Source organism: Rahnella sp. 2050 (assembly GCF_040544515.1).
In the GTDB taxonomy this organism is placed as follows: Bacteria; Pseudomonadota; Gammaproteobacteria; order Enterobacterales; family Enterobacteriaceae; genus Rahnella; species Rahnella aceris.
The window spans coordinates 175108-202030 of record NZ_JBEPKE010000001.1 but is presented as its reverse complement, the minus strand read 5'-3'; the positions used below and the strand labels follow the sequence as shown (position 1 = coordinate 202030).

At 52.4% G+C, this 26923-nt stretch carries 25 protein-coding genes; 12 read left to right on the top strand and 13 right to left on the bottom strand.

Going from position 1 to position 26923, the window contains the following annotated elements:
• The first annotated feature begins 21 nt into the window (after window positions 1-21).
• The 3 genes from ABIC79_RS00845 to yqfB all read left to right on the top strand — a co-directional run bounded on the left by ABIC79_RS00845 (window position 22) and on the right by yqfB (window position 1631).
• Window positions 22-384 (top strand): cupin domain-containing protein, encoded by a 363-nt coding sequence (locus tag ABIC79_RS00845; RefSeq protein ID WP_112198082.1) that lies wholly within the window; start codon window positions 22-24, stop codon window positions 382-384.
• Window positions 385-518: 134 nt separating this feature from the next.
• Window positions 519-1256 (top strand): metallophosphoesterase, encoded by a 738-nt coding sequence (locus tag ABIC79_RS00840; RefSeq protein WP_354566467.1) that lies wholly within the window; start codon window positions 519-521, stop codon window positions 1254-1256.
• 69 nt (window positions 1257-1325) lie between these two features.
• On the top strand, window positions 1326-1631 hold the full coding sequence (gene yqfB / locus ABIC79_RS00835; protein WP_013575510.1) for a N(4)-acetylcytidine aminohydrolase: 306 nt from the start codon (window positions 1326-1328) through the stop codon (window positions 1629-1631).
• 49 nt (window positions 1632-1680) lie between these two features.
• Here yqfB and ABIC79_RS00830 read toward each other — a convergent pair whose 3' ends face one another.
• Window positions 1681-2322 carry an HD domain-containing protein gene (locus ABIC79_RS00830; protein ID WP_013575511.1) on the bottom strand — a complete coding sequence of 214 codons (642 nt, stop codon included), beginning with the start codon at window positions 2320-2322 and terminating at the stop codon, window positions 1681-1683.
• Between the two features lie 116 nt (window positions 2323-2438).
• Between ABIC79_RS00830 and ABIC79_RS00825 the strand changes: the two genes are divergently transcribed.
• A complete protein-coding gene (locus tag ABIC79_RS00825) occupies window positions 2439-3401 on the top strand; it encodes a GlxA family transcriptional regulator (RefSeq protein WP_354566466.1) in 963 nt (320 codons plus the stop codon).
• A gap of 16 nt (window positions 3402-3417) precedes the next feature.
• On the opposite strand, the gene ABIC79_RS00820 is transcribed toward ABIC79_RS00825, so the two are convergent.
• Window positions 3418-3984: a DNA-3-methyladenine glycosylase I gene (locus ABIC79_RS00820; RefSeq protein WP_013575513.1), complete on the bottom strand. Its 567-nt coding sequence runs from the start codon at window positions 3982-3984 to the stop codon at window positions 3418-3420.
• A 299-nt stretch (window positions 3985-4283) separates the two neighbouring features.
• Between ABIC79_RS00820 and ABIC79_RS00815 the strand changes: the two genes are divergently transcribed.
• The gene (locus tag ABIC79_RS00815) at window positions 4284-4832 is read left to right on the top strand and encodes a hypothetical protein (RefSeq protein WP_112152258.1); all 549 of its coding nucleotides are present in this window, start codon (window positions 4284-4286) and stop codon (window positions 4830-4832) included.
• 163 nt (window positions 4833-4995) lie between these two features.
• Window positions 4996-5931 (top strand): DNA replication terminus site-binding protein, encoded by a 936-nt coding sequence (gene tus / locus ABIC79_RS00810; RefSeq protein WP_112152259.1) that lies wholly within the window; start codon window positions 4996-4998, stop codon window positions 5929-5931.
• A 64-nt stretch (window positions 5932-5995) separates the two neighbouring features.
• Here the strand turns inward: tus and fumC are convergent, their stop codons facing one another.
• Complete coding sequence (gene fumC, locus ABIC79_RS00805; RefSeq protein ID WP_112152260.1) at window positions 5996-7393, bottom strand: class II fumarate hydratase; 1398 nt, start codon at window positions 7391-7393, stop codon at window positions 5996-5998.
• A 246-nt stretch (window positions 7394-7639) separates the two neighbouring features.
• Here fumC and manA point away from each other — a divergent pair, with 246 nt between their 5' ends.
• From manA to fetB, 4 genes are all read left to right on the top strand, one after another.
• Window positions 7640-8821: a mannose-6-phosphate isomerase gene (manA, locus tag ABIC79_RS00800; RefSeq protein WP_037034016.1), complete on the top strand. Its 1182-nt coding sequence runs from the start codon at window positions 7640-7642 to the stop codon at window positions 8819-8821.
• A gap of 134 nt (window positions 8822-8955) precedes the next feature.
• Window positions 8956-10497 carry a YdgA family protein gene (locus ABIC79_RS00795; RefSeq protein WP_314522983.1) on the top strand — a complete coding sequence of 514 codons (1542 nt, stop codon included), beginning with the start codon at window positions 8956-8958 and terminating at the stop codon, window positions 10495-10497.
• Window positions 10498-10646: 149 nt separating this feature from the next.
• Window positions 10647-11318, top strand: coding sequence for an iron efflux ABC transporter ATP-binding subunit FetA (gene fetA, locus ABIC79_RS00790; RefSeq protein WP_166860321.1), 672 nt, complete (start codon window positions 10647-10649; stop codon window positions 11316-11318).
• Window positions 11305-12078 carry an iron efflux ABC transporter permease subunit FetB gene (gene fetB, locus ABIC79_RS00785; protein ID WP_013575520.1) on the top strand — a complete coding sequence of 258 codons (774 nt, stop codon included), beginning with the start codon at window positions 11305-11307 and terminating at the stop codon, window positions 12076-12078. The genes fetA and fetB overlap by 14 nt, the downstream gene beginning before the upstream one ends.
• Window positions 12079-12128: 50 nt before the next feature.
• On the opposite strand, the gene ABIC79_RS00780 is transcribed toward fetB, so the two are convergent.
• Window positions 12129-12824: a GntR family transcriptional regulator gene (locus ABIC79_RS00780; RefSeq protein WP_037034019.1), complete on the bottom strand. Its 696-nt coding sequence runs from the start codon at window positions 12822-12824 to the stop codon at window positions 12129-12131.
• Between the two features lie 265 nt (window positions 12825-13089).
• Here ABIC79_RS00780 and ABIC79_RS00775 point away from each other — a divergent pair, with 265 nt between their 5' ends.
• Window positions 13090-13698, top strand: a complete 609-nt coding sequence (locus ABIC79_RS00775) for a hypothetical protein (protein WP_112152262.1) — start codon at window positions 13090-13092, stop codon at window positions 13696-13698.
• Window positions 13699-13736: 38 nt separating this feature from the next.
• Here ABIC79_RS00775 and ABIC79_RS00770 read toward each other — a convergent pair whose 3' ends face one another.
• The 8 genes from ABIC79_RS00770 to guaD all read right to left on the bottom strand — a co-directional run bounded on the left by ABIC79_RS00770 (window position 13737) and on the right by guaD (window position 24531).
• Complete coding sequence (locus ABIC79_RS00770) at window positions 13737-15467, bottom strand: ABC transporter permease (protein WP_354566462.1); 1731 nt, start codon at window positions 15465-15467, stop codon at window positions 13737-13739.
• 19 nt (window positions 15468-15486) lie between these two features.
• Window positions 15487-16485, bottom strand: a complete 999-nt coding sequence (locus tag ABIC79_RS00765; RefSeq protein WP_013575524.1) for an ABC transporter substrate-binding protein — start codon at window positions 16483-16485, stop codon at window positions 15487-15489.
• Window positions 16486-16509: 24 nt separating this feature from the next.
• Window positions 16510-17577 carry an ABC transporter ATP-binding protein gene (locus ABIC79_RS00760; RefSeq protein WP_354566460.1) on the bottom strand — a complete coding sequence of 356 codons (1068 nt, stop codon included), beginning with the start codon at window positions 17575-17577 and terminating at the stop codon, window positions 16510-16512.
• A 243-nt stretch (window positions 17578-17820) separates the two neighbouring features.
• Window positions 17821-18591 carry a xanthine dehydrogenase accessory protein XdhC gene (gene xdhC / locus ABIC79_RS00755; protein WP_121019338.1) on the bottom strand — a complete coding sequence of 257 codons (771 nt, stop codon included), beginning with the start codon at window positions 18589-18591 and terminating at the stop codon, window positions 17821-17823.
• Window positions 18592-18602: 11 nt separating this feature from the next.
• A complete protein-coding gene (gene xdhB / locus ABIC79_RS00750; protein WP_354566457.1) occupies window positions 18603-21002 on the bottom strand; it encodes a xanthine dehydrogenase molybdopterin binding subunit in 2400 nt (799 codons plus the stop codon).
• Entirely contained in the window at window positions 20995-22398 is a 1404-nt protein-coding gene (xdhA, locus tag ABIC79_RS00745; RefSeq protein ID WP_013575528.1) for a xanthine dehydrogenase small subunit, read from the bottom strand. The genes xdhB and xdhA overlap by 8 nt, the downstream gene beginning before the upstream one ends.
• Before the next feature lie 115 nt (window positions 22399-22513).
• Complete coding sequence (locus ABIC79_RS00740) at window positions 22514-23182, bottom strand: TetR family transcriptional regulator C-terminal domain-containing protein (protein WP_013575529.1); 669 nt, start codon at window positions 23180-23182, stop codon at window positions 22514-22516.
• On the bottom strand, window positions 23179-24531 hold the full coding sequence (gene guaD / locus ABIC79_RS00735) for a guanine deaminase (RefSeq protein ID WP_112152268.1): 1353 nt from the start codon (window positions 24529-24531) through the stop codon (window positions 23179-23181). Before guaD ends, ABIC79_RS00740 begins: the two co-directional genes overlap by 4 nt.
• A 266-nt stretch (window positions 24532-24797) precedes the next feature.
• On the opposite strand from guaD, the gene ABIC79_RS00730 reads away from it, so the two are divergent.
• Window positions 24798-25346: a YopT-type cysteine protease domain-containing protein gene (locus ABIC79_RS00730; RefSeq protein ID WP_157962106.1), complete on the top strand. Its 549-nt coding sequence runs from the start codon at window positions 24798-24800 to the stop codon at window positions 25344-25346.
• Here ABIC79_RS00730 and ABIC79_RS00725 read toward each other — a convergent pair.
• Window positions 25315-26487, bottom strand: coding sequence for an ROK family transcriptional regulator (locus ABIC79_RS00725; protein ID WP_173362098.1), 1173 nt, complete (start codon window positions 26485-26487; stop codon window positions 25315-25317). The two genes, ABIC79_RS00730 and ABIC79_RS00725, sit on opposite strands and share 32 nt — an antisense overlap.
• Between the last annotated feature and the right edge of the window lie 436 nt (window positions 26488-26923).

Below are 26923 nucleotides of genomic sequence, written 5' to 3'. Positions count from 1 at the left end.
AAGTCCGGACGGAGGTGGTGAATGCCAGATAACATATTCACAGATATTCCTGAAGCTGCACGCAATGGTGAAGGCGAGACCTTTGAAGAGTTGCTGACACGACCCGGTATTCGTATTGAGCGGATTATTTCCACAGGACAAGCCAGCCCGACGGGATTCTGGTATTGCCAGACGCATGACGAATGGATACTGATCTTGCAAGGTTCGGCTGGTTTGAGGTTTGATACCGAAACCGAGGTGCGCATTCTGAAAGCAGGCGACTTCGTGAATATCCCGTCGCTGTGCAGACACCGCGTCGAATGGACTGAACAGAATGGAACGACCATCTGGCTGGCCATTCATTACGGTGAAAAAACGTTGAACGAAGCAGGTGAGGCAGAATGAGGAAAATGATGGCGTCTGGTGCGTAAGTTGATATCCTATTTAACATAATATACATTATGCGCACTTTGATTATCCGTTCTATATCCTCTACATTGTTCTTATTCTGATAACGGGAAATCCTCCCGGAGGTTTTGGTGATTATCGCTCAGGTGTCTGACATTCATGCCGCAGAAAATAATGATAACCTCGCACGCTTTGAACGCGCACTGACGTGGATTGATCTCATTACGCCTGACGCCCTTGTGCTGACCGGTGATTTGATTGACGACAACTGGCGTGATGGTTATGCCGCTATCGCCGCTCAGCTGAATAAAAGATCTTACCCGTCATTCATATTGCCCGGTAATTCAGACGACCGTGCAGCAATGAAATCAATTTTGCATTGCCATTACTGGTGCAATTCCGGCGAAAATGACGCGCTGCATTTTGTCGCGGACATCGGTGAACTCCGCCTTATCGGCCTTGATACCACCATCCAGGGAAATCCCGCAGGAGCCATTGGCGAACATCTGCCGTGGCTGGCCGATAATCTGATCAGCGACGGTCCCGCGGATTCCATTCTTTTCATGCATCATCCGGTTATCCGCAGCGGCATTCCGCCTTTAGATCAGATAATGTGTCGCGATGTGGTAAAACTGGCTGAGTTTTTAAGTGGGCATCCGCGAAAACCCATCGCTATCTCAGCAGGTCATGTTCACCGGTCAATGGCCGGTCAACTGGCCGGAATACCGGCTTATATTTGCGGCTCCATCTGCCCGGAAAATCCTTTGTGGTTTGGCACGGCAATTGTTCCTCCCGTGAACAACTTCTTGTCATTTATGATTCACAGATACAATGACGGTGAGATGGTTAGCCACCCTGTCCTTCTTTAATATCTGCCTGATATATGCGCACGCTATACCATCAACCGGACGTTCTCTCTATTTAACGCAGGAAACCTCATGAAAAATATCACTTTTTACAGTCGTTTTGAGGCTGACATTCTTGCTGGCCGTAAAACGATCACCCTGCGTGAAGCCAGCGACGCGGATTTTACAGCAGGCGATCAGGTTCGCGTCAGCCGTTATGAAGATGACGTGTTTTTCTGCAACATTGAAATTATCGCTGTCACTGGTGTACAGTTCGACGATCTCAACGATCAGCACGCGGTGCAGGAAAACATGACACTGGAAGAACTTAAACAGGTCATCAGCGAGATTTATCCGGGGCTGAAATCACTGTTTATGATTGAATTTCGTCTTCTTTAATTGCGTGTGGCGCGCCGGGATCCCTTCTCCACGCGCCCTTTTCTTCTCATCAGCCATTCCAGCGGGAATTGCGGATCACTGAACAGAAATTTCCTTTGATAAAATCGGGTTCTTTATCAGCAATGACGTCGGCTTTGACATTGCCGAATGTGGTCTGCGGCTTGTGTTTAATTCCGTCATAAAATGCCTGAATAATATCTTCCTTGAACGCCGGTGTCCGCGGATGCGCTTCGACAACCGCATTACGTACGCTGTCATCGTAGCCCTGATAATTGATGCCGAGTACGTCCATTTCCACACCTGAAGTCACCAGTGCGATCACCGGATCCATAAATTCAGGGATGCCCGGCGTGGTATGCAGCGCAATGGCGGTCCAGACCTTATCGATGTCCTGCGTGCTGATGCCGTGCTGTTGCATAAACTCGCGTGCGGCATTGGCGCCGTCAACTTCAAAGCGTTTATCGCAACTGCAATTTTCGTGTGTCAGCCCCACATCGTGGAACATACAGCCAATATAAAGCAGCTCATGATCAACCTTTAGCTGACGTTGTTGCCCGGCCAGCGCGGCCCAGTAATATACACGGCTGGAATGATGAAACAGTAAATCGGATTCCATATCACGGACCCGTTCTGTTGCTTCACGGGCCATTTTGCTGTCGGGAATGCGGATACCCTTAATGTTCAGAGTCATAGTATTTGTCCTGTTGGGTTGAATAGAGTCAGCATAAGCGGCAAGATAAATGTCATCAATCATCGTAATATGACGTTATGAGACATAATTGTTCATTTGCGACAGGAAATATTCAAATGCCAAAACACATCATTATTCTCGCCGTGCCGGGCGTGCAACTTCTCGATGTCTCCGGTCCGCTGGATGTTTTCGCTGAAGCCAACCGGCAACGCGGCCGCGACGTTTATACCCTGAGCGTGATGGCGATTGGCGACGATCCCGTTGTACGCACCTCTTCCGGCGCGCGTCTGTTTGCAGATCTCACTCTTGCAACCCCACTTCCCGCTGCCGTCGATACTTTTCTGGTCGCAGGCGCACCTGTGCTTGAGACATTCCTGCGGGATGAAAAATTAAAAGACGGGATCCGTACCTGGAGCCACCATGCGAAGCGTTTTGGTTCCGTGTGCAGCGGTGCGTTATTACTTGCCGCCGCCGGGTTGCTTGACGACCGGCGCGTGACCACACACTGGTCCGTCGCCGCAAAGCTAAGCGAAGAGTATCCGCGGGTGAATGTCGAAGCTGACGCTATTTTTATTGCCGAGGGTGAGCTGAGAACGGCAGCAGGTGTCACCTCCGGGCTGGATTTAGCCCTGAATATGGTGGAAGAAGATCTTGGACGGGAAACCGCGCTGGATGTCGCTTCGCAACTGGTGATGTTCTTCAAACGTCCCGGCGGGCAGTTGCAGTTCAGCCGCCATGGTCAGGCGTCGCTGAGTGGCCGGTCAGCATTACAGGACGTACAGCGGTGGGTGATGAATTCGCTCGACCAACCGCATAATGTGCAAAGCCTGGCTGTTCATATGGGGATCAGTGTCCGCCATCTGACGCGTTTGTTTAATCATGCGCTGCGGCAATCACCGGCAGAATGGCTGGAACAGCAACGGATATTTCACGCGCGGCAACTGCTGGAAACGGGGGAAATGGCGGTGAAGCAGGTTGCGGCACAGTGCGGATTTTCCAGCGTTGATATCTTGCGACGTGCGTTCGTCAGGCAATTATCCGTGACACCGTCACAATATCAAAAGCAGTATTCCCGTTGAAAAAACCTTCGAGAAATCAGGCTTCTTTTGCTACCTGAGCACGCCGGAAACAATCCGGATGATGGGTATTAATCAGGCCGGTAGCTTCCAGCCAGGCATAGACTATTGTCGGGCCGACAAACTTGAATCCACGCTTTTTGAGATCTTTTGAAATCTGATCAGACAGCGCATCTTTAGTCGGAACTGGCCCGGTATGCTGAATCGCCTTCCCGCCGATTTGCGCCCAAATCCACTCACCAAAATCTTCACCCGCTTGCTGCATGGACAGATAGGCCCGGGCGTTGCTGACAACCGCCGTGATTTTGCTGCGGGAGCGGATAATATCGGCGTTATTCACCAGCCTTTCGATGTCTTCTTCGGTAAATTCAGCGACTTTCTCGGGTATAAAATCGCAGAAGGCCAGGCGCAAGGCATCCCTTTTTTTCAGCACGATCCGCCAGGATAATCCGGCCTGAAAGCCATCAAGCATCAGCTTTTCCCACAGTGCCCGGCTGTCACGTACCGGCTTGCCCCATTCATCATCATGATAGTCAATCATCATCGGGTCACTCGTGCCCCACGGGCAACGGATCAGATCTGTCATCGCGAACTCCTGAAAGCAGAAAGTTCTTTATTCTAACCTGACCCGTGCATGGAAGGGGTAAACTTCTTCTTCACCCTGCTGAGCGACTATCACACTGAATTTAATGATTTCACAGATGTTTATGTGTGCACATTTATTGGTTATGGGTATCACCGAATGTTGTAACTAATTTATGAGCCATGATTTTGCATAAATGAAATTCTATCCCCCGGTCTTTTCGGTGGCAGAGATTGATTTACGTCATCATCCTTTTTGGGCATAGGAATTATATTACGCTTCTTTATAAACAGGATGGAACCATGTTTAGTCGTTTAGGTCGTATATTTAGCCCCGCAACACCCCCTCACGGTAAAGAAGTTGAGAAGAACCAAACCTTTCCGCAATCCTTTATTTCCAAAGGTAATTCTTGTGCTTATAGATACGATTCGCGCGGGCCGGAAATAATAGAAGCTCAGGGATTTTTTGGAACAATCAGCCGGGATAACACAGAGTTTCGGGTATTTGGAGATAACACTGTCTTTGCCTCCAGGACGAAAAAAGGGGCAAAGGCTTTCCTGAAAACGAGAACTTTCATGGGGAAACAAAATTTTCAATACCTCTATGAGATCAATATATTAGGAAAGCGTAGCTTTTCATTTGTTGAAAACTACAAACGTGATCAAAATGCATTAATCGAGGCGATGTTAGCTTCCTTACCGGCTGAATTAGTGGCGAGCATGCCAGTTAGTGAGGCTCGTGCCCTGGCGCACAGTGCTCTCATTCGCGACTTTAACAGCGTTGATGAAATTCAAATTGAAGCGCCAATTTCAACCCAGCGAATAAAACATATTGCCACCACCTTAGTGTGATTATCTAAAACTTTCCGGACGGTTGCTCATTGAAATATCCTAAGCATTGAGTTTCTGTCTGGTTAAATTGTTTATAGGGGAAGTTTATGATTTCCCTATTATTCAGGTATGTACATTTTCCCATTTTGCCCTAAACTGTATGTTGTAACTAACCGGAGGGTTTATGGCGGATTATGATTTAATTGCCCGGATGAACGGCTGTTTTAACGAACTGGAAATGGCATTGCAAGATTTGGGGAATTTCCTGGGGCAACTGGAATTATTGCAGGCGCGGGTATTTACCTTGCCTGAAGTAGTGAAAGGCGAAGAGCATAATCCGGCGGACAAAATCACTGTCATGCCTCACACCGGCGAAACCGCACAGCAACTGGCATTACAGCATTTTCAGCGGTTGTTTATTCATCATAATAACGAGAATGTCAGCAGTAAATCCGCCGTCCGTTTACCCGGTGTGTTGTGTTATGCCGTGGACGCCGCGGAGCATCAGTCTGCCCTGCTGTTGATTGAAGAAGTGAATAAGCTGAAAGCTGAGCTGGAACATATCGTGACCGTCGAGTCCGGTCTCGCCCGTGAACAGCGTTTTGAGTTTGTACATACCCACCTTCGCGGCCTGATAACGCTGAACGCTTACCGTTCGGTGACGTATCTCAATGACCCGGACTCCGTGCGCTTTGGTTGGGCGAACAAACATATTATTAAGAACGTGACCCGCGATGAAGTTCTGGCACAACTGGAAAAGAGTCTGCATGCCGGACGCGCTGTCTCGCCTTATACCCGTGAGCAATGGATGGAAAACATTAACCGCGAGATGATAGACGTGAAGCGTTTGCCCGAACACGCGGCGCTCAAATTCAAACGCCCGGTGAAAGTTCAGCCCATAGCCCGTGTGTGGTATCGCAACAACCAGAAACAGGTGCAACACCCCTGCCCGCTGCCGCTGATTGCGTTATGTCTGCGTTCGCCCATGATGCAACTTCCTAAGTTAGGGGAACTGCATGATTACGATGTGTCATCCGTGAAGCATAAATATAAACCGCAGTCGCAGCCACTGAGCCTGCTGATCAAACGTCTGCATCTTTATACGGACCATCCGCTGTAAGCCGCTCAGAACGTGAAAAGGTCCGGTTGCCCGGACCTCGTTTCACATGTAAATAGCAGGCTGTTTACGCTTTCATGCTACCGACCATGGCTTCAGGCCGCACCCACTCGTCGAACTGTTCTTCGGTCAGATAGCCGAGTTTCAGCGCCGACGCTTTCAGGGTCAGGCCTTCTTTATGTGCTTTCTTGGCGATTTCCGCCGCCTTGTCATAGCCAATATGGGTATTCAGCGCAGTCACCAGCATCAGCGATTCATTCAACAACTGGGTAATACGGTCACGGTTAGGTTCAATACCGACCGCACAATGCTCGTTAAAGCCGCTTATACCATCAGCCAGCAAACGAACGGATTGCAGGAAGTTATGGATGACCAGCGGACGGAACACGTTCAGCTCAAAGTTACCGGATGCACCGCCGATGTTGACTGCAACGTCATTTCCCAGCACCTGTGCGCACAACATAGTCATCGCTTCGCACTGCGTCGGATTGACTTTGCCCGGCATAATCGAGCTACCCGGTTCGTTTTCCGGAATCGAGATTTCACCAATGCCGCAACGCGGGCCGGAAGATAACCAGCGCACGTCGTTGGCGATTTTCATCAGTGAAGCGGCCAGCCCTTTCAGCGCGCCGTGGCCATGAACCAGTGCGTCACAGGTCGCCAGCGCTTCAAATTTATTCGGGGATGTCACAAACGGTTGTCCGGTCAGTTCTGCCAGTGCTTTCGCCACACGCACGGCGTATTCCGGGTGCGTATTCAACCCTGTACCGACTGCAGTTCCGCCCAACGCCAGTTCGGCAATATGCGGGATGCTGTTTTCAATGTGCGTCAGGCTGTGTCCCAACATGGCTACCCAGCCGGAAATTTCCTGCCCCAGTGTCAGCGGTGTGGCATCCTGCAAATGCGTACGCCCTATTTTCACAATGTCACGATATGCCGTGGCTTTATCGGACAGCGTTTTGTGCAACACTTTCAACTGCGGGATCAGGGTTTCGCGCAGTTCAATCACTGCCGCAACGTGCATGGCCGTCGGGAAAACATCGTTGGAGCTTTGGCTCTTGTTCACATCATCGTTCGGGTGAACTTTACGTTCTTCGCCGCGCACGCCACCGAGAATTTCACTTGCCCGGTTAGCCAGCACTTCATTCATATTCATGTTGGTCTGGGTACCGGAACCGGTCTGCCAGATGGACAGCGGAAATTCGGCAGAATGCTTGTCGGCAAGCACTTCATCGGCAGCGGCAATAATGGCGTTTGCCCGCTCAGCAGGCAGTAACCCGAGGTCCATATTGACGCTGGCTGCCGCACGCTTTGTCAGTGCCAGCGCGTGAATCAGCGCCGTTGGCATTTTTTCAGAGGAAATACGAAAATGCTCGAGGGAACGTTGCGTCTGTGCGCCCCAAAGCTTATCTGCCGGAACATCAATTGGCCCCATTGAGTCTTTCTCAACGCGTGTAGATGCCATTACTGTCTCCTTAGATGCTTATTACGATGATAAATCAGTTTTTTTGCAGGTTACTGTTTGCCGCACGCGCTCCCACGCATCCGTTGGCGGCCTGTTGATTATAGTGACATATAAGCCGGGCGTATAATTGGATTCGATCCCCAATCTGAAAATGCATGCCAGCCGCACTTTTTGGGCCTTCGCAGTTGTAAAGCCCCCTTCGTCATTGTTTACTAGTCGGCAATATTTTCTATTCAGGATGAAGCAATGCAAAAGATGCATAACGGTGTACAAAATTACGCCTGGGGCAGCAAAGACGCGCTGACCAAACTCTATGGAATTAAAGATGCAGAAGGCCGTCCGATGGCTGAACTGTGGATGGGGGCTCATCCGAAATGTAGCTCTCAGATTGAGAACTCCCGTGGGGAGAACCTCTCTCTGCGCGACCAAATAAGTGCCGGACTGTCTGCGCAACTGGGCGAAAAAGTGGCTAAGCGCTTTGGCGAATTACCTTTCTTGTTTAAAGTGCTGTGCGCTGATCAGCCGCTGTCGATTCAGGTGCACCCGAGCAAAAGTGCGGCTGAAATCGGTTATGCCAAAGAAAATGCTGCCGGTATTCCACTGGATGCCGCCGAGCGTAACTACAAAGATCCGAACCACAAACCTGAACTGGTTTATGCCCTGACCCCTTTCCAGGCCATGAACGGTTTCCGCGAGTTGCGCGAAATTGTTTCATTATTGCAACCCGTGGCCGGTGCGCATCCGTTAATTGCCAGCTTCCTGACGTCTCCGGATGTTGATCACCTGCGCACGCTGTTTGCGGGCCTGCTGAGTCTGGAAGGTGAAGATAAATCCCGTGCGCTGGACGTGCTGAAATCCGTTCTGGATGAACAACAGGGTGAGCCTTGGGACACCATCCGCAGTATTTCTGAATTTTATCCTGATGACAGCGGCCTGTTCTCCCCGCTGCTGCTCAACGTAATCACCCTGCAACCCGGCGAAGGCATGTTCCTGTATGCCGAAACGCCGCATGCCTACCTGAAAGGCGTCTCGCTGGAAGTGATGGCGAACTCCGATAACGTGCTGCGCGCAGGTCTGACGCCGAAATACATTGATATTCCTGAGCTGCTGGCGAATTTGAAATTCAACGCCAGACCCGCTTCTGAATTGCTGACCACGCCGGTTGTCAAAGGTGCGGAACTCAACTTCCCGATCCCGGTCGAAGATTTTGCTTTTTCAATTCACAGCCTCTCTGCTGAACCGCAAACGCTGGAGCAGGACAGTGCGGCGATTGTCTTCTGTATTGAGGGTCAGAGCGTTCTGGTGAAGAACAATCAAACCCTGGTTCTCAATCCGGGTGAGTCGTGTTTCCTGTCAGCCGATGAGTCACCGGTGACTGCCAGCGGCAACGGCCGCATAGCACGCGTGTTCAATACACTCGCGAAATGAACAGTTGATTAAACAAAATGGGGCTAAACGCCCCATTTTGGTGATTTTTTTGCTGATTCAGCTACACTCTGTAGACTAATAACGCCGGAAGGCGTTTTTTATTTTCGGGACATTTCATAAGGATAAACAGAGATATGAAGAAGTCGTTAGTCGCTGTAAGCGTCATTGTAGTCCTTGGCGCGGCCTGGACAGGCGTCTCGTGGTATACGGGCAAGCTGATCGAACAACATATGGATGAACAGGTTGCGGCGGCTAACAGCCAGTTGCAAAGTGCTTATCCGAAAGCCGGGCTGAAAGTCAGCTATCAGGATTATCAGCGCGGGCTGTTCAGCAGCAAAATGCGCATTGTTCTGCAACCGGAGCCTGCTGCCGCAACGGCGGGCACCAGCGTACTGAAAACGGGTGACGAAATTGCCTTTATCGAAACTATCGATCACGGCCCTTTCCCTGCCGCTCAGCTGAAAAAATTCAATCTGATCCCAAGCATGGCTTCTGTTCATTCAGAGCTGCAAAACACGCCAACGGTGAAAGGTCTGTTTGATGTCACCAAAGGCAAATCTCTGGTCACGATTGACACCCGCGTTTCCTACAGCGGCGCAAGTTCCTCGGCGGCTGACATCATTCCTGTGACGTATCAGAAAGATGAAAGCCAGCTGGCCTTCTCTGGCGGTAAAATCAATGTCGATGTCGACAAAGATCTGACGGCCATGAAGCTGGACGCCAGCACCGACAGCATCGCTCTGACCTCTAAAAATCAGTGGGGTCAGCTTGAAAAAGTGACCCTGGCCGGTTTCAGCATGGACAGCGACACCAAACAAGGTAAGTTTCAGGTCGGCGTGGGTGATCAAAACCTGACTGTGAAGCAAATCCTGGTGAACGTTGACGGCAAAGATGCCGCTTCGCTGGATAACTTCAAACTGGTGAGCAAATTCTCTGAAAATGGCAATAACATCGCCGGTCAGCAGGATTACACCCTCGACGCACTGAAAATTCAGGGTGCAGATTTCGGTTCAGCCAAACTGACACTGAAGCTGGATAAACTCGATGGCGCGGCGATGAAACAGTTCGCAGACAACTATAACCAGCAATCCCGCGCACTTCTGCTGCAACAGGGTCAGATTGATCCGGCTGTTTATCAGCAACAGGCTACCGATTTACTGCTGGCTAACCTGCCACTGCTGCTCAAAGGCAATCCGAGCATCAGCATTGCACCGCTGAGCTGGAAAAATAGCAAAGGCGAAAGTAACTTCACCCTGCAACTGGATCTCAAAGATCCGGCCGCAACGCCGGCACAGACTCAGGATCAAATGCTGTCTCAGTTGGTAAATAAGGTTGATGCCAAACTGACTATTCCTCTGCCGATGGCCACTCAGGTCACCACGCAGGTGGCTCAGCTGGAAGGTTACAGCGCAGACGACGCCGCTAAACTGGCACAGCAGCAGGTTCAGGGTCTGGCAGCGATGGGTCAGATGTTTAAACTGACCACGGTGAAAGACGATACTATTACCAGCAGCTTCCATTACGCTGACAATCAGGTTGACCTGAATGGCCAGAAAATGACATTGCAGGAATTCGCCGGTCTTTTCGGTATTCTGGGTGGGCCGGCAGCGCCGGCAGCAACCCCTGATCAGGAAAAGCCAGTGGCTCCGGCACCTGCACCCGTCCCGGCTCAGTAATCTTCTTTACATCTCCCCCCTGCCAGGGGGGAGGTTGGAAGACGGTTTTACAACCGAACTTTCTGCCAGCGTTAACCCACACCCCATCCCAACCTTCCCCTCATGAGTGGGGAAGGCGTAAAACCTCCGCTACCAAAGGATTCTCAGGCGTGACCACTCCCACTGACCTCCTTCGTCTGCAAGACGTTTCTTTTACACTCAACCATATCCCGCTGCTGGAACCTGTTTCCCTCGCCCTGAATCCGGGGGAATTTACCTTACTGACCGGCCCTTCAGGGAGCGGGAAAAGTACGTTGCTGAAGATTATTGCGTCATTGCAAAATCCGACCGGTGGAAATCTTTATTTCAAAGGCGAAAATATTACGCAGATCAAACCTGAAGCGTACCGCCAGCGCGTATCGTATTGCTTCCAGACACCGTCGTTATTTGGCGAAACGGTTTACGATAACCTCGCCCTGCCTTATCAGATCCGCAATAAAAAACCTGATGACGGGCAGCTTCGTGACTGGCTGAAACAGGTAAATTTATCCGAAGACATGCTGACCAAACGTACGCAGGAGCTTTCCGGCGGGGAAAAACAGCGCATAGCATTGCTGCGCAATCTGCAATTTATGCCGGATATTTTATTACTTGATGAAATCACCAGCGCGCTGGATGAAGAGAATAAAATCAACATCAACGACATCATTGCCGGGCTGGTTGAGAAAGAGCAGATCGCGGTGTTATGGGTGAGCCATGACCTGAACGAAATCCGCCACGCCAAAAACGTCATTACCCTGACCCGTCATTCATCAGGAAGCGCGTCGCATGAATCAGCATAATATTACCAACCAGTCTCTGGCTCTCGCGCTGATCCTGGTCGTCGTCGCCCTGCTCGTCAGCAAGAAAGAAAAGCTCGGACTGGAAAAAGACATCATCTGGAGCGTTGCCCGCGCTATCGTACAACTGGTGATTGTCGGCTACGTTCTCAAATACATTTTTGATATCAATAACAGCCTGTTAACCGTGCTGATGGTGCTGTTTATCTGCGTAAATGCGGCGCTGAATGCCAAAAAGCGCAGCCGTAATATCGATAACGGATTTATCATTTCTTTTATCGCCATTACGGTGGGTACCTCGCTGACATTAATGATTCTGATCCTCAGCGGTTCGATCGAATTTCTGCCCATGCAGGTGATTCCGATTTCGGGGATGATTGCCGGGAATGCGATGGTGGCAGTAGGCCTGTGTTACAGCAACCTTAACCAGCGTTTTCTCGATAATCAGCAAAAGATCCTCGAGATGCTGAGCCTCGGCGCGCCGGTAAAAATGGCTTCCGACCGGATTATCCGTGACAGCATTCGTGCCGCCATGATCCCGACCGTTGATGCAGCGAAAACTGTCGGGATTGTCAGCCTGCCGGGCATGATGTCCGGGCTGATTTTTGCGGGTATCGATCCGGTGAAAGCCATCAAATATCAGATTATGGTGACCTTTATGCTGCTGGCGACTGCGAGCTTATCGACGATTATTGCCGGTTATCTCGCTTACAAACGTTTCTACAATGACCGTGCGCAGCTGCGCGATTTGAAATCATCGTAATACGTATCCTGCCCGCGGGTCGGAAACCGGCGGGCAGGATTTTTCAGGCTTTATAAATCAGACAACGCCTGACGCAGATTCACCTCTCCGGCGGCCTCGTCATCAAGATCCAACACCCCTTCCAGATCGTCCAGATGTTCCTGCATAATTTCAGCGGCCTGCGTATTATCCCCCGCTTCAAGTGCATCGATAATCGCCTGATGTTCATCACACTGGCACGACGGCACTTCGTTACGCTGGTACAACGACACAATCAGGGAACTGCGCACCATCAGATTCGACAGAATTTCACTCAGTACATCATTGCCCGAAATTTCCCCGAGAATGAGATGAAATTCACTCAGCTCACGCACAATGGCGCGCCGGTCTTCAGATTGCACAGCTTCACGCTCTCCGCGCAGATGGGTACTAATGCGGTGACGGTGACGCCGGATCACGTCCGGCCCGATGCATTCAACGATCGCCCGTTCGATAGCACGACGGGCGATAAACACTTCACGCGCTTCTTTGGCGGTGGGCTGCGCCACCATTGCGCCACGGTTAGGTTCGATGGTCACAATTCGCTGCATTGCCAGACGCTGTAACGCCACCTGAACGTGGTTACGGTTAGCACCCAGCGCGTCAACAAGCTGTGATTCCACCAGCCGGGTGCCCGGACGCAGGCGTTGTTGCGCGATGGCTTTAGACAGAACATCGACAATGCGCTGAACTTCCAGCTGCTTGGCGGTTGTAGTTTGATTACTCATGGATTGCTAAGTGGCCTCTCTCTGGCAGTTTCCGTGCAACCTATCACCATCTGCTCGCGTTCGTCATTAGTAAATGACGTGGGGTTTCAAATCATGCGAGAAATCCCAATAAATAGCACATAACATTCATAATAATTATCATTCCCGCACGCATTCACAATATCCCTGTTATCACCTTCCGTATCCTTGCAGCACCTCACGCTACGCAGAAAAATGTTCAGAACACGTGAAGTATGCACGCCAACGTATTGAAATCAGGACAATAATGAAACACACATTTTTTAAACACTTACTCAATTTTATCTTATTAGCCCTGGGAGCCATTTGTACCGCGCTGGTCATCTGGCTGGATGTGGCCATATTTAAAGACGGTATCCAGGAAATTTCCGCCACTGAGTTCCTTCAGGAACTTTCACTGCTGGCCATCAGCGCGTTGTTTTTCTTACAGGCCAAAAAACATCCGGCATTGCGGGGAGGTATGATCCTGATTGGCGGGTTCTTCTTCTGCATGCTTATCCGCGAACTCGATGCCCTGTTTGACCTGATCCACTACGGCTCATGGGTGTATTTCGCCAGCCTGTTCGCGGTCTATTGTATCGCCTGGGCCTGCATCACGCCGAAAACCAGCCTGCGCGGATTGTCAGCTTTTCTGGTTCATCCGGCCTGTCACTATATGGTTTGCGGTCTGGTACTGATCCTGGTGTTCTCACGGGTCTTTGGGATGAATATGATCTGGAAAGTGGTGATGCAAGGCGAATACGTACGGACAGTGAAAAATATTGTCGAAGAAGGCACCGAACTGATGGGTTATCTGTTGTGTCTGGGGTCTGCAGTTGCTTTCTGGCAGCGCAGTGAGCCACTGAAAACCCTGTAAAATCCTGCCTGCTGCGGATTTTTGCAGCAGGCAGAATTTCAGACGCGCCACGGCAATACGCCTTCCGGCAGTCGACGCGCAAACAGCGACGCAAGCAGCATAAAGACCAGCACCACACCAATCATCAGGCACCCCACGGCTGCGGCCAGCGTGGAAGAACCGCCTTCATCAAGAAACACAATCATCGGTCCGAGCGTTTGCGTACCGGATGTGACCAGCAGAATCGACACCTGAATCTCATTCAGTGCGGTCAGGAACACCAGAATCGTGCCCGCCATGGCCGACGGCGCCGCCAGCGGCATCACTATATCGCGCATCCGTTGCAGGAAACCGGCACCAAATATTTGTGCGGCCTCATCCAGCGAACGCTCGATTTGCGCAAAACCGGCCAGCGTCGGACGAAGCACCAGTGCCATAAAACTGGAAAGATAAGCCGCCAGGATAATCCATACCGTGCCGTAAAGGCTGATATGCACCAGTGGCAACGGTTTGAGGAAAAACAGGATCGCCGCAATTCCGGTCACTATCCCCGGCAACGCGTAAGCCAGTTCGGTCGACAGTTGTAAAATACGCACCAGCCGCGTTCGCTGCCAGCTCAGGAAATACGCCAGAAACAACGAGGAAAGTGTCAGGATCAGCGCAGTCATCACGGTAAGCCCGAGGCTGGTCATAAAGGCATGGCGGATTGCCGGATACCCGAACAGCGCATTGGCATAATTGCTCAGCGTCAGACTCTGCAAGGTCAGTGCCTGACCAAAACCCGTGGTCAGGGACGTGGTCATCAGCGCGGAAAGCGGCAATAACAGCGTCAGCGACATCCACAGCCAGGCCGCAATTTCTGCCGGTAAACGCCATCGCCCCAGAGACTGATGCAGCGCGCGCGGCGTCCCCGTGACACGCACATCCTGCCGCCCGCCCAGCCAGCGGCTGAACATCAGTCCGGCAAGCGTAATAGCGGCAATCAGCAGCGAAAGCACCGCCATATCCGTCAGCGCCGACGCCCCCACGCTGTTGAGTTGCTGATACACCAGCGTGATCAGCGTCGGGATACGACCGGGAATGCCGAGCATTGCCTGAATACCAAAATTACCCGCTGCGGTGACAAACGACAGTGCCGCACCGGCAAAAATAGCCGGGCGCACCAGCGGCAAAATCACGGTAAACAATACCCGCCACGGTTGTGCCCCACCGCTGCGCGCGGCCTCCACCAGTTCGGCTGGCAACCTGCGCAACCCGGCCCGCACCATCAGGAAAACCAGCGGCGCATTGTGCAATCCCAGCAGAACAATAATGCCGGTCAGCGAATACAGCGGCGAAGTCGAACCGGCGGGCAACGTTAACCCCAGCCACAGCAATACCGGACTGGATGGCGAAAGTGCCTGAACCCACGCCAGCGCCGTCACCTGCGGCGGGATCATCAGTGGCAGAATAAAAGTAAATACCCAGGCCTGCTTACCGCGCAAATTAGTCAGCGCGATCAGCAGCGCCGCCACCGTACCCAGCACCATCGCCAGAAAAGTTGAGACGACAGCAATCGTTAGTGTATTCAGCGTGGCAGTCAGGACTTTTCGTGTGCCCAGTAAATGGCTGAGCCGCGAGATGTCCGGCGCACCTTCAGGCGCCATTGCCGCCCAAACCAGTCGCATCAGGGGCGCTATCGACAATAACCCGATCAGCAACGTCAGTGCCCAAAGCACGCACTTCTCGCTGCCCGGCCAGAACCGACGCGAGGGGGTGGCGCGGCGCTGAATTTCACTCATCACGCTCATCTGGCTGTCCTTTGGGCTGTCAGCCACCGAAGATTTCAGTGAATTTCGCGCGAACTTCTTTATCATCCGCCACCGCTTTATCCGAATCCAGCGTCAGCAGCTTAATCGAATCCAGCGGTGCAAAGCCTTCAGGTGCCGCAATGCCGGATTCAATTGGCCGGTTACCTTGTTTCGCAACCAATTGCTGGCCCTGCGGTGAGAGCATGAAATCAACAAACGCCTTCGCCGCAGGCACGTTATGTGCCCCGGAAAGAATGGCTACCGGCTCAGTCACAAATGAAGCCCCCTCTTTCGGATACACCAGATCAATCGGCGAGCCCTGCTTTTTAGCGCGGATAATATCGGCATCGGTAATCACGCCATACTTCGCCATGCCACTCGCTACCGCTTTCAGCGCCGGGCCGTTGCCACCTTCCGGGGTAATGCCGTTCTGCGCCAGTTTCTGATAAAACGCCCAGCCGATGTCCGGCGTATTAATGGCCGTATGCAGGTGATACAACGCCGCCCCGGAATACAGCGGGCTTGGCACGGCCACCTGACCTTTGTTTTGCGGTTCGGTCAGCGCCATCCAGCTATCAACCGGTGTGGCGTTTTTAGTGTTGTAGGCAATGACCGTGGCGATAATTTTGGTGCCAAACCAGGTTTTATCTTTGTCGTAAAAATCCGGGCTGATATTTCCCACCGGCGCATCGGTATAGGCCATCAGTTTGCCGTCTTTTTTCAACGCGCCCAGATTGATGGAATCCGCAACCAGCAGCACATCAGCTTTTACGTCCCCGGCCAACATTTCAGTTTGCAAAACATTCATCAGTTGCGTCGTGCCGTTGCGCGTCCACTCCACCTGCACATCCGGATAAGCCGCCTTGAAGGCGTCAATCGTTTGCTGGGCAATTTCCGGTGCCTGAGAGGTATAAACCACCAGCTTTCCGGAGGCGGCTTCGGCAGCATTTGCCTCTCCCTGCGTGGCGCAAATCAGCAATGCGCTCAAGGATAACGTGATGGTTTTTAAAATATGCATAGCCCTGTCCTTAGAATGAGAAAATTATTGGGGAAGGATCCAGCCGTCGGCAATGACGAAAGTGACAATGTCACTCACGTAACTATCGGGCGAAAGAGAGGAATGAAGGGAAAGCTTCAGCGCAGGCGTGTTTACCGGCGCGACGTCAATCTGGTGATAGCCGCCGCGGTAAATCACCCGGGTGATCCGCGCAGCGATGCCCGGTTCGCCGTGCTGAGCAAAACGTAAATCCGCAGCATGGACACACACCTGCGCCTCACTCACCGTTGTCTGATGTGCCGGAGCCCGTAACCGGATACGCATACCGAAAACATCGGCCCAGGCCGTGCCGTTTTCGGCGGGTTGAATATTTTTTGCCGGGATAACGCGACCCTCGTCGATAAAGGTCGCGACCATAGCGTTGGCTGGTTCACGGTACAGCGTTTGCGGCGTAGCAAACTGCATCACTTTGCCCTCGTTCATCACCACGACACGGTCAGCCATCGCCATCGCTTCCTGCTGATCGTGGGTGATATACAAAAGCGTTGCGCCGGTGTGCTGATGAAAACGCCGGAACTCTTCTTCCATCGCCGCACGTAAATGCACATCAAGATTTGCCAGCGGCTCATCCAGCAGCACCACGCCGGGGCGTGTGACCAGGCAACGTGCCAGTGCCACACGTTGTCGCTGACCGCCGGACAAATCGGAAGGACGGCGTATGGCGTAATCGCTCAGCCCCACCAGCGCCAGCGCATCCTGCGTTCGCGTGCGTCGTTCATGGCGATCCATCCCCGCCACTTTCAGGCTGTACGCTACGTTTTCCTCCACCGACATATGCGGCCACAGCGCGTAGTTCTGAAACACAATGCCCAGATCGCGCTTTTCCGCTGGGACATGGACGCCGGTGGATGAAAACAGTCGTTCACCGACGATGATTGTGCCGCTGTTTACCGGCTCGAATCCCGCGATGGTACGCAGCAACGTGGTTTTGCCACAACCTGAGGGACCGAGCACGGCAACAAACTCACCGTGATGAATATGCAGCGAGACGTCATTGAGCACCGGCTGAGTGGTAAAGGATTTACTCAGGTGGGAAATCTGTATGGCAGACATGCGTCGGATGTTTCCTCAAAGCGGCACTGGCCCGTTCAATGAGGAAACAAATTACTGCGGTTTTGTGACTGTTTTATGAACCGGTGGCGAAGGTTTGGTTCGACACGACATGGCAGGAGAAGACATAAATGCGATATAACTTCCTGATTAAAATGAATCACTTCCTTTTAATTAAAACACATTATAAATCAATGCAATATCTGAAGAGTTCTGAATAGAAAAAAGATTATCTATAAGAAACAATCATTTTCCATACGCGGCGATAAATTCTCCGGCAATCGCCACGGCAATTTCTGCCGGGAGTTTGCCGCGCACATCGGGCAGCCCCACCGGGCAACGCATTCTCGCCAGTTGCTCAGACGAAATCCCTTTGCCCGATAAACGGTAATCAAAGCGTTTACGCTTGGTATCCGAGCCAATCAGGCCAAAGTAGCGGAAATCGCCGCGCTTCAGGATGCGCTCACTCAGGGCGAAATCCAGCTGGTGATCGTGCGTCAGCACCATGAAATAACTGTCAGCGGGCATCTGCGCCACCGTGCTTTCGGGTTCCTCATCCACGAGGCAGGTGACTTGCGGGTCCACCCGTGCCGGAAACTCACTGGCGCGGGCATCTACCCAGGTAATGCGACAGGGTAAGGTGCTGAGAATGTTCACCAGTGCCCGCCCGACATGACCTGCGCCGTAAACCACAACGTGCGGTTGCGGTTGCCCCAGCGGTTCAAGCAACACCGACGCCATGCCTCCGCAACATTGTCCGAGCCGCGCCCCTAATGAAAAGCGTTCGAAGCGGCTGGTTTTCGCACCCTGCTGCAACATCTCGCGGGCAATGGCTGTAACCTGAAACTCAAGATTGCCGCCGCCCAGCGTATAAAATTGCTGGTCAGCGGTGATCACCATTTTGCTGCCTGCATCACGCGGCGTGGAGCCCTGATTCTCCACCAGCGTCGCCACCACGCACGGTTCTCCGCGACGTTGCAGGTCATGTAAACGCGTTACCCAGTCATCAGTACGCATGAGAACCCCCGTCAGCCGGCAATTTTTGCGGTAGCCATAGCGGAATAAGTGACAACGTCACCCTGAAAATGCATCTGATTTATGGCGTTAAGCACTCTTTCCGGCGTGGCAGGTGCATCAAGGTGCGGATGTACACGATAACCGGCCAGGCTGGCGACGGCATCTTTGATGGCACACCAAACGGATATCCCGAGCATAAACGGCGGTTCACCCACGGCTTTGGAATGGAAAACGGTATCTTCCGGATTCTTACGGTTCTCCACCAGTTTCACGCGCAGATCCTGCGGAATGTCGCCAATTGCCGGAATTTTATACGCCGCCGGACCACTGGTCATTAAGCGCCCTTTGTCATTCCACACCAGCTCCTCCGTGGTCAGCCAGCCCATGCCCTGCACGAATCCGCCTTCCACCTGACCGATATCAATCGCCGGATTCAGTGAGTCGCCGACGTCATGCAGAATGTCTTCCCGCAACAGCCTGTATTCACCGGTCAGCGTATCGACCAATACTTCCGCGCAAGCCGCGCCGTAGGAGAAATAATAAAACGGATGCCCGGCGGCTTTACTGCGGTCATAGAAAATCTTCGGTGTTTTGTAATAGCCGGTGCTGGACAGCGGCACCTGATTCAGCCAGCACTGGGTCGCCACCTGTTCAAAACTGAAATACTGATTTTTAACGCGCACCTGACCGTTGCTGAAGGTGATGTCAGTTTCCTGTGCATCATGAACACGCATCAGCATCTCAACCATGCGCCCTTTGATGATTTCTGCCGCGTTTTGCGCCGCTTTACCGTTCAGGTCAGCGCCGGATGACGCTGCCGTCGGCGAGGTATTGGGCACTTTACCGGTATCAGTCGCGGTGATCTGAATCCGGGTGATATCCACCTGAAACACCTCAGCCACCACCTGCGCGACCTTGGTATTCAGCCCCTGTCCCATCTCTGTGCCACCGTGATTGAGCTGAATACTGCCGTCGGTATAGACCAGCACCAGCGCGCCTGCCTGATTGAGGAAACTGGCGGTGAAGGAGATACCAAATTTTACCGGCGTCAGCGCCAGCCCCTTTTTCAGATAAGGGTTGCTGCGGTTAAATTTCGTGACAGCGTCACGTCTTGCGGTGTATTCCGCGCTATCTTCCAGTTGCTGCGTCATCTCCTGCAACAGGTTTTGCCCGACGGGCTGGTGATAATGCGTAACGTTGCGGGCTTCCTGACCGTAGTAATTATTTTTGCGTACCGTCAGCGGATCCAGACCCAGTTCGCGGGCAATATGATCAACGATGTGCTCAATCGCCACAATGCCCTGCGGGCCGCCAAATCCGCGGTAAGCGGTGTTCGACGCCAGATGAGTTTTACAGCGATAACCGGTGATCAGCGCATCGCCGAGGTAATAGGCGTTATCGGAATGGAACATGGCGCGATCGACGATAGAACCGGAGAGGTCCAGCGAATAACCGCAGTTGGCCGCCAGTTTAATGTCGATACCGTGAATGACGCCGTCATCGGTAAATCCTACGTCATAGCTGACATGAAACGGATGGCGCTTGCCGGTGATCAGCATGTCATCCTGACGCGACAGCCGCATCTTTGCCGGACGTCCGGTCAGATGCGCCGCCAGCGCGGCAAGGCAGGCTGCACCAGCGGCCTGCGTCTCTTTGCCGCCAAAACCACCGCCCATGCGTCGCATATCAACCACGACTTTGTGCATCGGCAAATCCAGCACCGAGGCCACCAGTTTCTGCACTTCTGTCGGATGCTGTGTCGAGCTGTATACCAGCATCGCGCCGTCTTCGCCGGGCATCACTGAGGCAATCTGCGTCTCGAGATAAAAATGCTCCTGGCCGCCAATTTCCAGTTCGCCCTGTAAACGGTGCGGCGCACAGGCCAGCGCCATCTCAGCGTCACCGCGTTTATGCTGATGCGGTTCTTCGACGTAATGTTCCAGCGCCAGCGCCTGTTTTACCGTCAGCACCGCGTCACGCGGCTGATACTCCACTTTCGCCAGCGCCACCGCCGCCCGGGCGGCTTCCATTGAGGTTGCCGCCACCACCAGCACAATCTGGCCGACATACTGCACTGTGCCCTGCGCCATCAGCGGATCGCCATGGGTCAGCGGTGCAATGTCCAGATTGCCGGGCACATCCTGTGCAGTCATCACCCGCACCACACCCGGTACGGCGTAACAAGGTTCGGTATCAATATGCAAAATGTCAGCATGCGCATGAGGGCTGAGCAGCGGCACCAGATGCAACTGACGGGGGAATTCCAGCCGGTCATCGATATACACCGCTTCACCGCTGACGTGTTTCTCCGCGCTTTCATGTTTCTGGCTTTTGCCCACGCCGCTCTGCAACCCCGTGCGGAACAACGCTTCCATCTCAGCCTGAGAAAGTGATGGTTTCGATTCAGACATAATGTGTTACCCGCATCAGTGTTTCAGGAGAAGTCATTTCGATATGGCAGCGGCGCAGCAGATTTTTCGCCACCTGCATGCGGTATTCCCGGCTGGCACGAAAATCACTGATTGGCGTGAAATCCAGTTCCAGCGCCTGACAGGCCCGCTCGACAGTTGCCGTCTGCCACGGCTGACCAAGTAATTGCGCCTCACAGCCGCTGGCCCGTTTCGCCACTTCCGCCATGCCGCCAAACGCCACGCGTGCATGCACCACCACGCCATTTAGCACTTCAATATGCAACGCCGCGCAGACCGCAGAAATATCGTCCTCCAGCCGTTTCGACACTTTATAAACCCGTAACTGGCGTGCCGCCGGGGTATTGCGGGGAATGCGGATTTGTTCAATAAATTCGCCCGGCTGCAACGCAGTTTTGCGATAACCGAGGAAGAACTGATCAAGCGGTAACTCCCGTTGTTCAGCGCCACGCCGCAGCAGCAGCGAAGCGCCGAGCGCCAGCAACACCGGCCCGCCGTCACCGATTGGCGAAGCGTTGGCGATATTGCCGCCGAAGGTCCCCTGGTTGCGAATTTGTTGTGATGCAAACCGTTCAAGCAACTCGCCAAACGCCGGGAACTCTTCATGTAAAAACGGCATACAGGCGCTGAGTGGCGCGGCTGCGCCAATATGAATAGCCTGACCGGTCAGCGTAATTGCCTTGAGTTCGGGAATATGACTCAGCGAAATCAGCTTCGGCAGGCGCTGATAACGTTGTGTGACTTCCAGCGCCAGATCGGTACCGCCTGCCACCAGACGGGAATCCGGGCACGCAAGATAACGTCCGGCCAGTTCATCAATAGTCACCGGCTGTTCAGTCGCGGATATCGCGGCGAGTTTTTCCAGCGTTTGCCGGGCATCAGCATCAAACTGATCGGCCTGCGGGGCTTCACAAATGGCTTTCGCTGCATCCATGATTGGCCGGTAACCCGTGCAGCGGCAAAGATTGCCGGAAAGGGTTTCCTGCACGCCTTCAACCGTAAAAACAGGTTTATTTTTTTCCATCGCAAACAGTGACATCACAAAACCCGGCGTGCAGAAACCGCATTGCGAAGCGTGATTATCCACCATCGCCTGCTGTACATGATGAAGCTCGCCGCGATGTTTCAGATCTTCAACCGTAATAAGCTGTTTGCCATGCACCGCAGGCATAAACGTCAGGCAGGCGTTGACCGTGCGGTATTGCAGTTGCTCACCCTGCTTTTCTGCCAGCACCACCGTACAGGCGCCGCAGTCACCGGAGGCACAGCCTTCTTTGGTACCACAGCGCCCTGCATCGCGGCGCAGATATTGTAATACCGTCGTGTCAGCGGGCAGATTTTCCGTGTGGATCCTGCCGTTCATCAGAAATTGGATCATGATCATATCCTTCAAAAATCACTGGTTTGCTCCCTCCCCTGCGAAGGGGAGGGTTGGGGTGGGGTTTTAAAGCAAAATCAAAAAGTTGATGTATGCTTTGACTGGGAGTTTGCCCTTAATACCCCCTCCCGGCCTCCCCCTTCGCAGGGGGAGGAGCAAAGGCTTTACAGCCATTCAGAATCAGTGTCGTAACCTCACCAATAATGTGTTCACGCGCCTGTTCATCGCCTTCGAAATTGCCGTACATATGCTTCACCTGCACCGCAAAATCGGCGTAATACTGCGTCACCGCCCAGATATGCATGATGAAAAGACGGGCATCCAGCGCACGGATTTTCCCCTGCTCAATCCACTGATGGATCAGGTTCTCTTTGCCGGTGATATTCTGCGTGGCCAGCGGCCAGTATTTATGCAGATAGTGACCGCCGCCTAGCACCTCACTGGTGAAAATGCGCGACAGTTGCGGCTGATCGAACGAGAAATTCAGCTTATTGCGGATATAACGGCTGAGCACCGCCTCGGGTTCGCTGAGGGACGGGTCGAACTGAATGATATCGCCCCAGACTTTCAGCACTTTCTGCAAGAGCTCTTCGTACAACTCTTCTTTGCCCGCGATGTAGTAATGCAACTGGGCTTTTTTGATCCCGGCGCGCTGAGCAATGGCCTGAGTGGTTGCCCCCTGAAAACCTTTTTCACTGAATTCTGCAATGGCCGCCGCGTGGATATTTTCCAGGGTGCGTTCACGCGCAAGGCGGACTTTGCCGCCGGTATCACTGTTCATCATGCTGAGAGTTCCTCCCGCTGAGCATCCCGTACATACGCCGGTTCGCCGTCAACGTAGGTGCAATACACATTACGGTCATCACCCAGCGTCATCAGCACAAACAGCTTTTCAGCCAGCGTTTTACTGTTGGTGGCACGTAATTTTTGCAGCGCACTGACACCCGGTTCGAGCACCACAAAATCAGCCTCTTTACCGGTACTAAAGTTGCCGATTTTATCGTCGAGGTGCAGCGCCCGTGCGCCGCCGAGTGTGGCGTGATAGAAGGCTTCGAATGCAGATAAACGGTAACGCTGCAGTTGTCCGACTTTGTAGGCTTCTGACAGCGTTTCCAGCATGTTGAAGGTGGTGCCCGCACCGACGTCCGTGCCCATGCCGACGCGAATTTGTTTCTGCCAGGATTTCTGCAAATTAAACAGACCGCTGCCCAGAAACAGATTAGACGTCGGGCAAAAAGCGATAGTCGAATCGGTGTCGTGCAGGCAATCCCATTCACTGTCATCCAGATGCAGACAGTGTGCAAACACGCAACGTTCGCCGGTCAGTCCGTACTGATGATAAACGTCGAGATAATGCTGATGTTCAGGGTGCATTTCTTTCACCCAGGAGAGTTCGGCGACGTTTTCGCTCAGATGGGTATGCATGTACACGTCGGGGAATTCCTGCTTAAGCAACCGCACTTTTTGCAGCAGTTCAGGCGAAGATGTCGGCGCAAAACGCGGCGTCAGCGCATAGCTCAGACGCTGGCGGTTATGCCAGCGCGCAATCAGCCCGCGCGTGTCGCGTTCACTTTCTTCAGGGGTTTCCAGCAGGGCGTCGGGGGCGTTTTTGTCCATCATCACTTTGCCCGCCACCAGCCGCATATTGATGTCGGAGGCTTCTTTAAACAGGGCATCGACGGACTGCGGATGAACGGTGCCAAACACCAGCGCCGTGGTGGTCCCGTTAAGCAGCAACTGACTGATGAAGAATTTCGACATGCGCCTGGCGTAATCCGCGCAGTGATATTGTTGTTCGGTCGGGAAGGTATAGCGCGTCAGCCATTCGAGCAACTGCTCGCCGTACGCGCCGATCATTTCGGTCTGCGGATAGTGAATATGCGTATCGACAAAGCCCGGGACGATCAGCTTGTCGCGATAATCATCAATTTCCAGAACAGCGGTTTTACGTGCCTGCGCCAGCTTGCCCTCACCTTCCTTCCAGCTTCCCAGCCAGATGATTGTGCCGCCGCTGAGCAACATCAGGCCGTCTTCGATATAACGCACCTGCGCTTCTAAATCTTCCGGCCGTAATACCGGCTCGCGGATATCGAAGAAATTTCCGCGGACGGCGCGGGTGATGATCTGACTCATGGCATTGTCCTTCTCTGCAACATTCTCGTTCACGATTGATAACAGAACATTTGCAAAGCTTATGCCAAATCTGACCAACCGGTCAGATCAAAGAGTCAGACCGGTTGGTTCGAAATTTCAATACCGGATCGAAAATAATTCATTTAGCTATGCCAGACATCTTCTGATGCGTGCGTGTGATAACATTTAGCCCCATCAGAAATCATTAATTAATCTCTATCTTTATGACTACAAAACACATGACATGTAATTTTCATCTTGACCAGATGGCATTTTTAAAAACACAAACCAGGGATATATCAGTTTCAGGTTATGGCGTATGTGCCGGGATGGTAAGTTCATGGATCCAGCATGAACTTTCTGAGAAACCTCAATCTTTTTTATTCTATAAAAACACTTATAACTTTATTTCCCGCCAACGCGCATTAACGTGTAAGTACCTGATATCTGGAAAAATAAACCTGGCTTTCAACAGCGACTTATTTTACCCGATAAGACAAGTTGATTTAAAAACAAATGATTTTCAGTCATTTGCAAGATCCACCATCAGGGGTGTTTTCAGTATCGTTGTTTATTCAAAAAATGGTTACTCACACTGCATTGGCATGAGCATACATAAAGGGACTTATAAAATATTTGACCCCAATCTGGGTGAGTTTGAGATAACAAAAAGCAGAAGTTTTTCTTCTTTTATTTGTCAGGACTGGATATCAAAAAAATATCCCCCTTCACGCACACCCTATTTGCAGATAACACAATATAAATCAAAGCACTTAAACATCACTACTTCAACAGCACTTCATATTGCGGATTGAATTCATCAAATATTGGCAACGCGGCAGCACCGAGCGCGGGTGTGTCGCTGCCGGACATCCCGAGGCGAATGCGTGCACTCTGCGCGTACCGGCTACGCACCGAATTATACAGGGGCGTCAGGCGCTTAATCAGCTTTTCCACCAATGGTTTAGGCATGGTGCCGCCGATAATCACGCTCTGCGCATCGAACACGCATTCCATAATATTGATGGCCTGGAGTGCCGGTTCGACGGCAGTATCAAGCCATTTATCGAACACTTTTTCATCGACTTTCAGCAGATCTTCGGGCATGGCCGACATCGGATCCAGTCCGCAGGCTTCATACGCCGCCTGCAAAGAAACATAACGTTCGAGGCAGCCTTTGTTGCCGCAATAACATTCTCGCCCGCCCGGTTGCACCACAATGTGGCCGACTTCGCCCGCATTGTGTGCATGACCGGTGTAAATCCGTCCGTCGGTGAAGATGCCGGCACCCAGCCCGGTGCCGATATACAGATACACAAACGACGATAATTGCTTGGCAACACCGTGAAAACGCTCACCGATTGCGGCTACCGTCGCATCGTTTTCCAGCGTAACCGGCCAGCCGGTCGCGGCGCTTAAACGCGCTTCAATATCAATATTATCCCAGCCGTGCAGCGTGGTCGGCCCTTGTGAGGAAATCCCTTCTACGCCAAACGGCCCCGGCATCACCACACCCACGCCTAATATTTTTCGCCAGTCAATTTTCACCTGTTGGCGCATTTCTTGCAGAACCTGATCGATAAGAGCCAGCGTGGGCTCTGGCTGCGGTTTCTGTACATGGATCAGTTTGCGAAAGCGAACAGTTCCGGTCAGATCCACCAGCACAGTCAGCAGCGACTGATGATCAAGATGGATGCCTATTGAATAGGCGCTGTCAGGATTGAGTGTCAGTGGCGTTGCTGGCTGACCACGCCCTCCCGCACGGCGCGGCAGGTGGGAAGACAGGATACCCGCCTGCTCGAGTTCGGTGGCAATGTTGGAGACCGTTTGGGGGGTGAGCGACGTCAGCCGGGCGATTTCAGCGCGGGTCAGTTCACCGTTAAGGCGAATGGCTTCGATCACCACCCGACGATTGTGAGCACGGGCGTGCTCAAGATTGGTACCAGACGTTGTTATCACATCCCTCTCCACGGTGAAGACCTTGCGGGCAGTATGTGGCGAGTGATTACAGCAATCAAATTGATTTTATTAACCCGTCATACTTCGTATTGCAGATGCGTTGGTTGCGCGCACTCACCGCCTTCCTGCAACCCGAATTATTTAGGGTTAACCTGGGATGATATGAATATGACGGTGGCATCACAGCTTTGAATGTTATTGCCATGTTAATAATAATCGCCAGTCACTATTTAGATTTGAATCATCCGTGTAGCACACGTTTTATACCCAAGATAATTCGGGTTGCAGAAAGGCGGCAAGCGAGTGAATCCCGATGAGCTGACATAAGTCAGTGATTCGGGTGATGGAGCGTAGCCAACGCATCAGCAGCCCGAAGTATGAAGGGTAAATCCGGCAGGGACGCAGGGACTGGCAGAATTATGCCTTCCCATTT